This window comes from Oceaniferula marina (assembly GCF_013391475.1).
Taxonomy (GTDB): Bacteria; Verrucomicrobiota; Verrucomicrobiia; order Verrucomicrobiales; family Akkermansiaceae; genus Oceaniferula; species Oceaniferula marina.
Map to the genome: position 1 here is coordinate 798001 of NZ_JACBAZ010000001.1, position 13254 is coordinate 811254.

The 13254-nt window shown below is 53.7% G+C and carries 10 protein-coding genes; 5 read left to right on the forward strand and 5 right to left on the reverse strand.

Going from position 1 to position 13254, the window contains the following annotated elements; all coding sequences use genetic code 11:
• The first annotated feature begins 4 nt into the window (after positions 1-4).
• Entirely contained in the window at positions 5-1159 is a 1155-nt protein-coding gene (gene moeB, locus HW115_RS03165) for a molybdopterin-synthase adenylyltransferase MoeB (RefSeq protein WP_178931111.1), read from the forward strand.
• Positions 1160-1197: 38 nt separating this feature from the next.
• A complete protein-coding gene (gene tmk, locus HW115_RS03170) occupies positions 1198-1794 on the forward strand; it encodes a dTMP kinase (protein ID WP_178931112.1) in 597 nt (198 codons plus the stop codon).
• Between the two features lie 362 nt (positions 1795-2156).
• Here the strand turns inward: tmk and HW115_RS03175 are convergent, their stop codons facing one another.
• Positions 2157-2369, reverse strand: coding sequence for a hypothetical protein (locus HW115_RS03175; protein ID WP_178931113.1), 213 nt, complete (start codon positions 2367-2369; stop codon positions 2157-2159).
• Between the two features lie 202 nt (positions 2370-2571).
• Here HW115_RS03175 and HW115_RS03180 point away from each other — a divergent pair, with 202 nt between their 5' ends.
• Both HW115_RS03180 and HW115_RS03185 read left to right on the forward strand, forming a co-directional pair.
• Positions 2572-6300, forward strand: a complete 3729-nt coding sequence (locus HW115_RS03180; RefSeq protein WP_178931114.1) for a phosphoribosylformylglycinamidine synthase — start codon at positions 2572-2574, stop codon at positions 6298-6300.
• A 252-nt stretch (positions 6301-6552) separates the two neighbouring features.
• A complete protein-coding gene (locus tag HW115_RS03185) occupies positions 6553-8136 on the forward strand; it encodes a glucose-6-phosphate isomerase (protein WP_178931115.1) in 1584 nt (527 codons plus the stop codon).
• A 200-nt stretch (positions 8137-8336) separates the two neighbouring features.
• Here the strand turns inward: HW115_RS03185 and HW115_RS03190 are convergent, their stop codons facing one another.
• Together HW115_RS03190 and HW115_RS03195 are read right to left on the reverse strand one after the other, a co-directional pair.
• A complete protein-coding gene (locus HW115_RS03190) occupies positions 8337-8882 on the reverse strand; it encodes an ankyrin repeat domain-containing protein (protein WP_178931116.1) in 546 nt (181 codons plus the stop codon).
• Positions 8883-8924: 42 nt separating this feature from the next.
• A complete protein-coding gene (locus tag HW115_RS03195; protein ID WP_319609263.1) occupies positions 8925-10352 on the reverse strand; it encodes a catalase in 1428 nt (475 codons plus the stop codon).
• A gap of 201 nt (positions 10353-10553) precedes the next feature.
• Here HW115_RS03195 and HW115_RS03200 point away from each other — a divergent pair, with 201 nt between their 5' ends.
• The gene (locus HW115_RS03200; protein ID WP_178931118.1) at positions 10554-11459 is read left to right on the forward strand and encodes a LysR family transcriptional regulator; all 906 of its coding nucleotides are present in this window, start codon (positions 10554-10556) and stop codon (positions 11457-11459) included.
• 7 nt (positions 11460-11466) lie between these two features.
• Here HW115_RS03200 and HW115_RS03205 read toward each other — a convergent pair whose 3' ends face one another.
• Together HW115_RS03205 and HW115_RS03210 are read right to left on the reverse strand one after the other, a co-directional pair.
• The gene (locus HW115_RS03205) at positions 11467-12369 is read right to left on the reverse strand and encodes an alpha/beta fold hydrolase (protein ID WP_178931119.1); all 903 of its coding nucleotides are present in this window, start codon (positions 12367-12369) and stop codon (positions 11467-11469) included.
• A complete protein-coding gene (locus HW115_RS03210; protein ID WP_178931120.1) occupies positions 12369-13205 on the reverse strand; it encodes a transglutaminase family protein in 837 nt (278 codons plus the stop codon). Before HW115_RS03210 ends, HW115_RS03205 begins: the two co-directional genes overlap by 1 nt.
• Between the last annotated feature and the right edge of the window lie 49 nt (positions 13206-13254).

Consider the following 13254-nt stretch of genomic DNA (forward strand, 5'->3'; position numbering starts at 1 on the left):
CCCCATGCTCAGCACCGACGAAAAAGCCCGATATGCCCGTCATTTTTCCCTTAGCCAAGTAGGCCTCGAAGGTCAGGAAAAACTCAAACAATCATCCGTGCTCTGCATCGGAGCCGGAGGACTCGGATCCCCGTCCACCCTGTATCTGGCCGCCGCCGGAGTCGGACGCATCGGTATCGTCGATCCCGATTGCGTGGAGGTCTCGAATTTGCAACGCCAGATCTTGCACGGTCAATCGACCCTCGGCAAAAGTAAACTCGACAGTGCCATTTCCCGGCTTCGCGATATCAACCCCCACGTCATCGTCGAACCCCACGCCTGCACCTTCACCTCAGAGAACGCCATCGCATTAGCATCATCCTACGACATCATCATTGATGGCACCGATAATTTTCCCACCCGCTACCTCAGCAACGATGTGGCCTACTTCCTGAAAAAGCCCAACATCTACGCCTCGATTTTTCGTTTTGAAGGACAACTGAGTGTCTTTGCCCCCCACCTCGGAGGCCCCTGTTACCGCTGCATGCTCCCAACCCCACCCGATCCGGGAACCGTTCCCAGCTGTGCGGAGGCCGGAGTGTTGGGCGTTCTGCCGGGCATCATTGGTAGCCTGCAAGCCATGGAAGCGATCAAGCTCTTACTCGGCGCCGGCGAACCTCCTCTCGGACGACTCATCCATTACGATGCCCTTCAGACAAAGTTCAGGGAGTTCAACCTGCGGCGCGACCCCGAGTGCCCTCTATGCGGGGACCATCCGACGATCAAAGAACTGATCGACTATGATGACTTCTGCGGCATCCCCAAAACCTCGGCGGCGACTCCGGTCAACGATGACCCCACAGCCATCACGGTAGAAGAACTCCGCGACAAACTCGCCAATCCATCCGGTCTGCTGCTCATCGATGTCCGTGAACCTTGGGAATACGATGTCGCCCACATCGACGGTTTTCATCTTATGCCCCTGACCACCGTTCCGGCTTCCTGCTCTGAACTCGATGAGCAGGCCCGCACCCAAAAAATCATCCTCCTCTGCAAAGGAGGAGTCCGCAGCGCTCGGGCCCAGGAATTCCTCGCCCAGCAAGGCATCACCAATACCATCAATGTCCTGGGTGGCATGGACGCCTGGCTTCGGTCCGGATTTGAAGCCTCTTCCAGATAACCCACTCCCAAACCACCACCTCTGCACCCAACCCTACCATGAGCAACGATTCAAAAGGAAAACTCATCGTCATCGAAGGCATCGACGGCACCGGAAAATCGACCCAGGCAAGGATGCTCGCCGAACAACTCCGAAGCCAAGGGCTCCAGGTCAAACAAAGCTTCGAACCCACCAACGGCCCATGGGGAAGCAAATTGCGGGCCAGCGCCACAAGCGGCAGACTCAGTATCGAGGAAGAGCTCGAACTCTTTCTGAAAGACCGCCGGCAGCACGTCGATGAACTGATCCAACCAACGATCAGCAGCGGTGGCATCGTCATTCTTGACCGCTATTATTTTTCCACCATGGCGTATCAGGGAGCTCGGGGGATTGACCCTCTGGAAATCCGTCAGGCCAATGAATCCTTTGCACCACAACCGGATCTCTTGCTGATTCTGGACCTCCCGGTTGATCTGGCGCTTGAACGTGTCGGAGTGCGTGACGGTCAGGCCAATGAGTTCGAACAACGGGACTCCTTGCAATTCTGCCGGGACCTCTTTCTCAGTTTGCAAGATGAACCCTTCGCCAAACTGGTTGATGCCTCCCGGGACATCGATGAGGTCCACCGCCAAATCATGGAAAACGTCACCGTCTAAACCGGGGGCCTCGTGAGCGACGATCGACCGGTCGTAACAAAGCCGCAAAAGAAAGCCGCACAAGAAAGCCGCAAAGAAACTCTCGTCCCCTGCGGCCTTGAACGTGCAAACGGCCAGAGATCACATCTGACCGCTTTAAAAGCTGAGCATTGGCTTATGCCATTCTCCCAGTTAAATTGGCAGAATGGTTTGAGTTTAAGATGATGAGTCAGTCAGCAAGCTGAATGGCAAGGGGGCACTGAATCTTTTAGATTTTACCGTTGTTGCGCGTCGGTTGCATAGCCCGCTATGCGCCTTCCTTGCGCCTAGTTAAAATCGAAAACCTCCAGTGCCATTCAGCCAATTTAACTGATCAAATGGTATTACTCAGCCTTTTTCTTACCTGAACACTCCTTTTTCTCAGAGCACTCTTTTTTGTCGGCGCAGGCCTTTTTATCGGCACAGCTTTTCTTGCACTTGGAGGCACACTCCTTCTTCACAGCTTTGTCCTTGTGAGCCGCGCATGAGTCACAGGCAAAGGCAGTGGAAGTTCCGAGTGTCGCGGAGACAACGAGGAGTTGGATCATTGTTTTCATATCGTTTCTAGTAGTGGTTGTTGTTTGAGAAACGCCGCCCAGATCATCCGAACGGCGCTTACAAGGGTTAAGAGCAGAGTTCACTAATAATTATTCCGTATTCTTTAATCTTTTTTTTCAAGCTCTGCGAATTTCAGCGCATTGCGCTTGCTTGCGCATCGTCCTTCACTAGTATGCGGGCTTTCCCAGCCACCAAGCACTCATGAACCGCGTTTTTGTCGAAAAACAAGCCGAATTTAATTCTCAAGCCCGTGAACTTCTGCACGATTTACGGGACAACCTCAACCTCAAGTCCCTGGAAGCCGTCCGCGTCGTCCAGCGCTACGATGTCGATGGCTTGAGCGATCAGGAATTCGCCGAAGCCGTCCGTCTGATCCTGTCCGAACCTCAGGTTGAATCCTCGGGCGACTCCCTTGAGTTGGGCGATGATGAAACCTCATTCGCCGTTGAATACCTGCCCGGCCAGTACGACCAGCGCGCCGATTCCGCTGCGCAGTGCGTTCAGATTCTGACTCAAAAATCCAGGCCTCTCGTGGCCTCAGCCCGAGTGATCATCCTCAAGGGTAAGCTGAGCGATCAGGACATCGAAAACGTCAAAGCCTATACCATCAACGCAGTGGACTCGCGGGAAGCATCGATGGAGATTCCGGCCAGCCTTGAACTCAAAACCGACCCTCCGGCGGATGTCGAGACCCTCGCGGATTTCACGGCTGCCACGGAAGATGAACTGCAAAACAAGCGCAGTGAATGGGGACTCGCCATGTCGATTGAAGATCTCATCTTCACTCAATCTTACTTCCGCGACGAAGAAGGCCGCAATCCGACCATCACCGAGATCAAAATGCTCGACACCTATTGGTCTGACCACTGCCGCCACACCACCTTTGCCACCAAAATCAAGTCCGTCGAATTTGAAAACCCGAGTGTCATCTCAGAAACCTACCAAAAGTATCTTTCCACTCGCGACACCGTCTACGGAGACGATACCGACCGGCCAATCAACCTCATGGATATCGCCTTGATTGCCATGAAAGAGCTCCGCAAAACAGGAGAACTGGACAACGTCGAAGTCTCGGAAGAAATCAATGCCGCCTCAATCGTGGTGCCTGTCGATGTCGATGGGACAGATGAAGACTGGCTGATCATGTTCAAAAACGAGACCCATAACCATCCGACCGAAATTGAACCCTTCGGCGGAGCCGCGACCTGCCTCGGAGGTTGCATCAGGGATCCGCTTTCCGGACGTTCCTACGTCTATCAAGCGATGCGTGTTACCGGCGCTGCCGACCCGCGCACCCCCTTCTCAGACACCCTGCCCGGCAAACTTCCCCAACGGAAAATCTGTCGTGAAGCCGCTCATGGCTACTCATCCTACGGAAACCAGATCGGTCTTGCCACCGGTCAGGTCTCCGAGGTGTTCCACCCGAATTACGTGGCCAAGCGCATGGAAATTGGAGCCGTGGTTGCAGCGGCACCAAAGAAAAATGTCTTCCGAGGATCCCCCTCTGCCGGGGATGTGATTCTCCTGATCGGTGGCCGCACCGGGCGCGATGGCGTCGGTGGAGCCACGGGTTCATCCAAGGAACATACTGATACGGCTCTGGATAACTCAGCAGAGGTCCAAAAAGGAAACCCACCCACTGAACGGAAAATCCAACGCCTGTTCCGCAACCCGGAACTCGCCCCTAAAATCAAAGTTTGTAATGACTTCGGAGCCGGCGGCGTTTCTGTCGCCATCGGTGAAATTGCCCCGAGCCTCGAAATCAACCTCGATGCCGTGCCCAAGAAATATGAAGGTCTCGACGGCACGGAGCTCGCTATCTCCGAATCCCAGGAAAGGATGGCCGTATGCGTCGACCCCTCCGAAATCGATTTCTTCAAAGATGCCTGCGATCAAGAAAACTTGGAGTGCACCCACGTTGCTGACGTCACTGACAGTGGCCGGCTCGTGATCAAGTGGAGAGGTAAAAAAATCGTCGATTTCTCCCGTGCCTTCCTCGACACCAATGGAACCACCCAGTCGACCAAGGTGCACGTAGAGGCCCCGGGAACCCGCTCGCCACTCGGCTCACCCGCGAACCAACCAGCCTCCTCCCTCAAAGAAAACTGGTGTAACACCCTAGCCAACCTCAACACGGCATCGCAAAAAGGCCTCGGTGAGATGTTTGATGCATCCATCGGTGCCGGAACCGTCAATAACCCGTTCGGAGGAAAATACCAGCTCACCCCCACCGATGCCATGGTCGCCAAGGTGCCTTTGCTCAAAGGTGAAACGACTACATGCACCCATATGGCTTGGGGCTTCAACCCGAATATTGCCTCCTGGTCCCCCTTCCACGGTGCGCTCTACGCCGTCACTGAATCCGTCTGCCGGGTTGTGGCCTCCGGAGCCAAACTAGGAGATATCCGCCTCACACTTCAGGAGTATTTCGAAAAACTCGGAACCGATGCCACCCGCTGGGGAAAACCATTCTCCGCACTGCTCGGTGCCTACCTCGCCCAGCACGAGCTACGACTCGGTGCCATCGGAGGTAAGGACTCAATGTCCGGAACCTTCAATGACATTGATGTGCCCCCAACGCTGGTATCCTTTGCTGTCGCTCCGGGCAAAACAACGCTCGCGCTCTCACCCGAGTTCAAACAAACGGGATCCCAGATTCACTTCATCCAAATTCCGCGCAACGAACAACACGTTCCGAATTTTGCGAAGCTCAAGCAAATCGCCGATCAACTTCATGCTGAAAACCAGGCTGGCAACATCCTCTCCATCCACTCTCTGGCGGAGGGCGGAATCGCAGCAGGTGTCGCCAAAATGGCCTTCGGCAACAAAATCGGTGCCTCACTCCATACCAAACTCAACCTCTTCCAAGAAAGATACATCTGCTTCCTGGTCGAAACCACCGGTGAACTGAATATCCCGTCCGAAAAAATCGGAGAAACCATCGCCGAAGCGAAAATCCACGCCCAAGGAGAATGCCTCCCCTTGGACGAGCTACTAACAGCTTGGACAAAACCGCTCGAATCTACCTACCCGACTCAAGTCACAGCCGCGCATCAAGAGCTCGACACCTTTTCCTTCAAAGGCAAGGCCAAGAAAAAGGCCCTGAACTTCAAGCTCAAGCGTTCCAAGATTCAGCCACGGGTTATCATCCCGACCTTCCCTGGAACCAACTGTGAGTATGACACCGCCCGGGCATTCACCCAGGCTGGAGCCCAAGCGGAAACCTTCGTCTTCCGCAACCTCACAGCCAACCATGTGGAATCCTCCATCCATGCTCTGGCCGAACACATCAAGCAGTCCCAGATTCTCATGCTGCCAGGAGGGTTTTCCGCCGGTGACGAACCGGACGGCTCCGGCAAGTTCATTGCCACCGTGCTTCGCAACCCGTTGATCACGGACGCCGTGATGGATCTCCTGCAGAATCGCGATGGCTTGATCCTGGGTATTTGCAACGGCTTCCAAGCGCTGGTCAAAACCGGCCTCGTCCCTTACGGAGAAATCAGACAACCAAAAGAAGGTGCGCCAACGCTCACCTTTAACGACATCGGGCGACACGTCTCTTGTTACGCCACCACCCGGATTGCCTCCACCAAATCCCCATGGTTCGCCAACACCCAGGTCGGCGACCTGCACAATGTCCCCTTCTCTCACGGTGAAGGAAAATTCTACGCAAGCGAAGAGGAAATCAAGGAACTCGCAGCCAAAGGACAAATTGCAACCCAGTATACGGACTTGGACGGCAAGCCCTCCATGGACATTGCCTACAACCCGAACGGCTCGCTGTTCGCCATCGAAGGAATCACATCCCCCTGCGGAAGAGTGCTCGGCAAAATGGGTCACACCGAACGACGTGGCGACAACATCGCTCAAAATGTCCCCGGCAATAAACACCAACCGTTGTTCAAAGCCGGCGTGGATTACTTCTCCTAACGCAGGCTAACAAAAAGGAAGAATAATCACTCAGACTCAAGCGGGTCTGAGATGAGTATCATGCTAAGACGCCAAGGAGCTAAGGGACTCGAGACCAACCTCCTTGGCGGCTTGGAGGCATTTCCGAACGTTTAAATCCGGATTCATTCGGAGTATTCCCTTGGAAAAGCGGGTTCATTTTGTCACCCGATCATCGCAATATGCACGTGTTCCCACTTGACTCTTTTGCCGACTTCCCTAAACCGTTGCGTCATGCACACCACATCCTCTCCCGCCAACTGGCAAAGCTTTCAGTCATCCCACACTCGCTACCCAGAACTCGGATTCACCATCGACACATCCCGGATGGATATCCCAAGCGATTTCCCGGACTCTCTTACAAAAGAAATCGACCGTGCGATCAAAGGCATTCAGTCTATTGAAAAGGGAGAAATCATGAACCCGGACGAAGGGCGCATGGTCGGCCACTACTGGCTCCGCAACCCTGAGCTGGCCCCCAATCAAGAACTGAAAACCCAGATCACTCAGCCGATCGCCGACCTCAAGGTTTTTGCCCAGCAAGTGCATACTGGCAAAATCACCAACCCCAAGGGGGGACGATTCGAAAACCTTCTGATCATTGGCATCGGTGGATCGGCCCTCGGCCCCCAGTTCATTTACGAAGCCCTCGGCGCCAACAGCCCACTCAAAACTTTCTTCTTCGATAATACCGACCCCGCCGGTATCGATGCGACCCTCGCCAAAATCATCGGCACTCAGGGAGGACTTAAATCCACCCTCTCACTGGTTGTTTCCAAATCCGGAGGAACCCCGGAAACCCGCAACGGCATGCTCGAAGCCGTGGCCGCCTACGAAGCCACCGGCCTGGACTTCGGACCTCACGCGGTCGCCATCACAGGTGATGGCTCCCAACTCTTCGAATACGCCAAGAACAACGCATTTATCACCACCTTCCCGATGGAAGATTGGGTCGGAGGACGGACTTCGGTTATGTCCACGGTTGGCCTCGTTCCTGCCGCGCTGCAAGGCATCAATACCGACGATCTGCTCGACGGTGCCAAGGCAATGGACGACCGCACCCGCAGTGCCGATATCAAAGAGAATGCAGCCATGCAACTTGCCCTCGCCTGGCATCATGCCGGGAATGGAAAAGGGGAAAAAGATATGGTCGTACTCCCCTACAAGGACTCACTGGTCCTCTTTTCAAAGTATCTTCAACAGTTGGTCATGGAATCACTGGGGAAGGAACTCGATCTCGACGGTCAAGTGGTCAACCAAGGGGTTGCTGTCTATGGGAACAAGGGATCAACCGACCAGCACGCCTACGTGCAACAACTCCGCGACGGGGTAGCCAATTTCTTCGCCACCTTCATTGAAGTTCGCAAAGGCCGCGATGGCGAAAGCGTGGAAGTCGACCCTAACACCACAGCCGCCGACTACCTTCAAGGATTCATGCGAGGCACACGTAGCGCCCTCTATCAATCTGGACGCAAGTCCATCACACTCTCAATCGAGGAAGTCACCCCCCGCACCGTCGGAGCTCTGATCGCCCTTTTCGAACGCGCCGTTTCCATCTACGCCCTGCTCGTCAATATCAACGCCTACCACCAACCAGGTGTCGAGGCCGGCAAAAAAGCAGCAGGCATTTTCCTCGAGTTGCTTCAGCAAGTCAAAGGTGCCTTAACCGAACAGGAGCAAACCGCCGACCAAATCGCAGCAAGCGTACAAGCCGACGCAGAAGACGTCTACCACTGCCTGACCCACTTGGCAGCCAACGACTCCGCCAGCGTCAACTACGGCAACTCCCCTGCGAGCGACAGCTTCAAGGCAAGCTAACGAACCAAATCACAAAAGAACAACGCCCGGATCCTAACGTAGGATCCGGGCGTCTTTTTTTCTACATTTTTCAACTGGCAGTCAGGCTTAAGTGGTAATACCCAGCGATTTCAGATTGAGCAGGAAAAATAAACACCCTCCTAACACGACCACATGGCCGTGTTAGGAAGATCATCCGGCTGACCTTTATTCGGTTCGAATTAATAATGCACAGCCCAGCGCAAACGTTTGCGTTCTCTGGCTTCAAACAGCCTCGACACAAGCTTGCGCATCACGCGGGTCAATGTCGCACCCGCCCGTAAGAACGCATTCTTAACTGGATGATGTTTTCCCACACTTTGCAGATAGACCAACATTTGTTTACGTCCGAACATGGCGGCAAAACTAACAGGTGTCTGCCCGTGCCCCTGGGGGGCTTCCGGATCGGCACCATAATGGACCAATATTCTGGCGCAGTCCATGTGCCCTTTAAAGGCCACGCCGGCCAACGGTGTTTGGCCCCGACCATTGCGCCGATCAACCTCTGCACCGTAATATGCAAGACACTCCACCGTGTCGGGATGATCGTGATACGCGGCCAGCATAATCAGCGTGTTTCCTTTGGCATCCGCCAGGTTTGCGGGCATACCTGCGCGTAACATCGGTTCCAAGGTGGAGGTTTCACCCATACGCGCCGCGTCCAAGGCAATTTGCTGCAATTCGGCATAGCGGGTTTCTTCTTCCGGGGTGGTTTGTTTTTCGTTCATGGTTTTGGTTCGGATTGGGGGTTATTTATGAGAATGTAAATATTAACTCGAGGATGAGCTTAAGGCATCGCGAATCCCCTGCCCGTAGGCAGGATCAGCACGATCAAAATGGGCCAACTGACGTTCAATGATTTCTTGCGGTACACCTTGCATGGCCTCGGCAATGTTATTGAACAGCTGTTGCTGTTGATTCGGGCTCATCAGGCGGAACAAGTTTCCAGGCTGCGTGTAGTCATCATTACCTTCACGGTGGTCCCAGCGATCGGCGTCACCAGAAATCCGCATCGGTGGTTCTGCAAAGGTCTCATCCTGGCTTGGGCCACCCATACGGTTGGGTTCGTAGTATGCATCGCTGGATGAAGGTTCCTGAGCATTCATCGAGCCATCCATATGGTAGGTTTTCACGGGAGACTTCGGCCGGTTGACCGGAAGTTGCTCATACCATGTTCCTACACGGTAGCGATGGGCATCCGGGTAAGAGAAAATACGGGCTTGCAACATCTTGTCCGGTGAAAATGAAATCCCTGGGACAATATTTGACGGTGAAAAGGCAGACTGTTCGATTTCTTGGAAGTAGTTTTCCGGGTTACGGTTCAATTCCAACACACCGACATCGATTAATGGAAAGTCTGCGTGCGGCCACACCTTGGTGAGATCAAAAGGATTAAAGTCACAGGCTTCAGCTTCCTCTTCGGTCATCACCTGGATTTTGAAATCCCATTGCGGGAAGTCTCCCTTTTCAATCGATTCGTAGAGGTCCCGCTGCGATGACTCACGATCCACAGCGACGACCTTTTCAGCCTCACGATTGGTCATCGTTTTTATCCCCTGTCGGGTTTTAAAGTGAAACTTCACCCAGTAGCGCTCACCGGCGGCATTAATGAATGAATAAGTATGGGAGCCGTAACCGTTGGTATGGCGATAACTCAGAGGAAGTCCACGATCCGACATCAGAATCGTGACCTGATGCAACGATTCAGGGCTCAAGGACCAAAAGTCCCACATCGCCGTTGCCGAACGCATATTGGTTCGGGGGTGGCGTTTCTGAGTATGGATGAAGTCTGGAAATTTCAAAGGATCACGGACAAAAAACACCGGGGTGTTATTGCCCACCATGTCCCAGTTCCCTTGATCCGTATAAAACTTCAATGCCCAACCACGCACATCTCGCTCGGCATCGGCAGCTCCTTTTTCTCCGGCCACCGTAGAAAATCGAAGTAAACATTCGGTTTGCTTGCCGATCTCTGAAAACAAATCCGCCTTGGTGTATTGGCGGATGTCATGAGTAACGGTCAAGGTGCCAAAAGCTCCGGACCCCTTGGCGTGCACAACCCGCTCCGGGATACGCTCACGGTTCTGGTGCGCCAGCTTTTCGATCAGTTGATAATCCTCAAGCAACACTGGACCTCTAGGCCCGGCGGTTTTTGAATTCTGATTATCGGCAACCGGATTCCCTCCGGTCGTTGTCATGGTGTTATTTTCTTGGCTCATCTTGCTATTTTATGGTCAGTGGTTTGTCGGTAGATCTCATTTACTTCGGGAGGAAAGCTCCCCTTGATGAGCCCCGGTCGGACTCACATCAGAATCTGAAACTAGCGACAATCAGACTATCTAGGAAATATATTACCATGATAGTTGCCATAGATATTATCTATATGCTAAAGAAGGGTTATGGAATTGAGGCAATTGCGCTATTTTGTTACCGCCGTCGAGCTTGGATCGATCAGCAAGGCCGCGGATGCCTGCCGCGTGGCACAACCCTCGATGAGCCAACAGTTGTCGGTTCTCGAACACACCTTGGGAGTCCGCTTATTGGAACGAAGTTCACGCGGAGTAACGACCACCGAACAAGGTGAGCGGATTCTTGATCATGCCCGCATGATTCTGCGCGAAAGTGAGAACCTCAGAGCTAAACTATTCCCTGATCAAAGCCTGCAAGGAACCCTCCGCATCGGGGCGATCCCCACCATCGCACCCTATGTCATTACGACCTTGGTAAGCGAACTCAACAAACAACTGCCACAGATTGCGATCGAACTGGTCGAAGACCAAACTCAGGTCCTGGTCCAGCGCTTGGGACAAAACGAAATCAGCTGCGCGATCGTCAGTGACGTGCACCTCAAAGATCGTAAAACCTGGTCGATCCAGCTGAAAGAACTGTTTCAGGAACCGATCGTGCTCGCCCTGCCTGAACGTCACCCACTGGCCACTCGCCGTAAACGCCCCAGTGTCGAAGAGATCGACGCCGAAGAGCTCATCTACCTCAAGGAAGGCCATTGTCTGCTCGATCAAACCCTGAAAGTCTGCCGCGTTAAACAACCCGGACAACGGCTGAAATGCGATCAATTGGAAACCGCGCTCACGATGGTAGCCGCCGGAGTTGGCGTTGCCGTTGTGCCCAAGCTCGCCACCTTGCGCCACCCGATGCAAGGGCTCGTGATCCGCCCCTTCAGCCCTCCACAACCAACCCGCATGGTCGGACTCATGAGGAAACGTAGCAGCGGAGCCTCTCAACTGGTCGACCGGCTGATTGATATCATGGATCACATCGACTTCGGCAATGTCGAAAAAACCTGAAAACCTATCAAAGGATTTCTGCAAGCACCCGATCTAACCAACGTTCCAATTCCGTCGTCAAGGCCTCGCGGTTCTCATCGGAAAACAGTTCATGCAGCCCACCGTCAAAGGTGACGTAATGTTTGTATGATTCATCACGGGACGGATAACGCTGGAAAAAGGCATGACTAAGAGAGGCCGGACACACAGGATCATCGCCCCCCTGGGTCAAAAGCAAACGAACGTCTTCTGGTGCATCTTCACAAGACGACTGCAGCAAATCACTGGCATCAAGCAAGACCTTCGCCCAGCCCAGCGAAATGCGACTATGCCATAAAGGGCGATCCGACCGCTCAACATCCCCTGCCCTAGACATGCTCCCTGCTTGCTCGACGCAGCCTTGCTCATCCTTCTGGCGGCACATCGAGGACGTCACTCCGGTGGAAATGGTTATTTTGGGAAACCAGGAAGCCAGCCACTGAACAGCATTCACCAAACTCCGGGGACGACCACAGGTCGGTTGAATCAACGGGGCATTGATCCACGCCATGCTCGGAGATCGAAACTGACCTTGTCCTGCGAGCACCAAATGCCTTGCAGCTAACAAACCACCCATGGAATGCCCCATCACCGCGTATGGCATTCCATCAAACAATGCGAGACTGCTCCGAATGACGGCATTCAACAACGCTTCGTCACCACCGTGCCCTCGCCGCCCCGGACTGTGACCGTGACCGGGAAAATCCGTTATCACACATGCAACCCCGCGCTCTGTGAAAGGTGCCAGCACCTCGGGGTATCGGTCGGCATAGTCCCCTTGGCCATGATAAAAAAGTGCCCCCATCCGGATGGGCACCCCCTCATCCGGCGACATCGTCAACCGGTGCAAGAGGTGTCCATTGATATTCACTCGATGCTCGGCAACCTTCATTATTTCAAAGACGCTGCCAGCTGTTTCAATAAATCCGCATCTTCAGAACGCCCCAAGGAGCCAAGACTGTAGTGCATCTCCAACAAATACCTGGCAAGCACATCGCCCAAGTAACACGGCATCACAATCGATGCCCGAGCTTTGTCCGAAATATTCAAACTCCCCCCCAACAAATCCTCGATATCAAAGCGACGTCCGTTGTGGGCACAATCCACCAAACAGGCCCGCCCCAAGTCATGCATTTTACAAAGAAAATGCCCGGGGTAATTACAAGCTTCGATCGCCACATTCAGGCGCCGTCCAAGCAACATGAACAGGCAACCCAGACTCGTGGCATTCCCCACACCGCGGTCGATAACATAACAAAGATCAAAGTGTTTAAGAGCGTCCGGCTTTTTCGACCCTCGGGAAAACGGACCACGGACAAACAGGTAGCGCCGCAAACTATCGGCGGTCACCTCAGCCAACTGCTCACGAATGTCTTCAGCAAGCAAATCCAGACTATCATGCAACGATGGTCGCAAGGTGATTCCATCATGTAAAAAATCCATCAATAGACCCAACAGATTTTCAAAGTTATCCCAGTCATCCGCGATGCCCGCCATTCCATTGCTTGGAACAAGCCACGCACCTGCCAGACTCTGCCGGCGACCTGGCTCCAACCACTGAGACACCCGCTTTTTCCCCGCAGGGGAAAGCCGAACCCCCAGGGCAGCAAGATCGTGACTGATATCTCCATCATACGTGGCAAACTGCTCACGTACGGCAGGACGCACATCCGGATCATTGTCATCCAGCAGGCGAATCAAATACGGCAAGTCACTCACACTCGGCATGACAAAACCTACATCAATCTCCGGCAGGTAACAAATGACAATTTTCCCA

Bases quoted from the DNA above. Each gene is read 5' to 3' on its own strand.
- moeB (WP_178931111.1), top strand. From the start codon at position 5: ATGCTCAGCACCGACGAAAAAGCCCGATATGCCCGTCATTTTTCCCTT.
- tmk (WP_178931112.1), top strand. From the start codon at position 1,198: ATGAGCAACGATTCAAAAGGAAAACTCATCGTCATCGAAGGCATCGAC.
- HW115_RS03175 (WP_178931113.1), bottom strand. From the start codon at position 2,369: ATGAAAACAATGATCCAACTCCTCGTTGTCTCCGCGACACTCGGAACT.
- HW115_RS03180 (WP_178931114.1), top strand. From the start codon at position 2,572: ATGAACCGCGTTTTTGTCGAAAAACAAGCCGAATTTAATTCTCAAGCC.
- HW115_RS03185 (WP_178931115.1), top strand. From the start codon at position 6,553: ATGCACACCACATCCTCTCCCGCCAACTGGCAAAGCTTTCAGTCATCC.
- HW115_RS03190 (WP_178931116.1), bottom strand. From the start codon at position 8,882: ATGAACGAAAAACAAACCACCCCGGAAGAAGAAACCCGCTATGCCGAA.
- HW115_RS03195 (WP_319609263.1), bottom strand. From the start codon at position 10,352: ATGACAACGACCGGAGGGAATCCGGTTGCCGATAATCAGAATTCAAAA.
- HW115_RS03200 (WP_178931118.1), top strand. From the start codon at position 10,554: ATGGAATTGAGGCAATTGCGCTATTTTGTTACCGCCGTCGAGCTTGGA.
- HW115_RS03205 (WP_178931119.1), bottom strand. From the start codon at position 12,369: ATGAAGGTTGCCGAGCATCGAGTGAATATCAATGGACACCTCTTGCAC.
- HW115_RS03210 (WP_178931120.1), bottom strand. From the start codon at position 13,205: ATGCCGAGTGTGAGTGACTTGCCGTATTTGATTCGCCTGCTGGATGAC.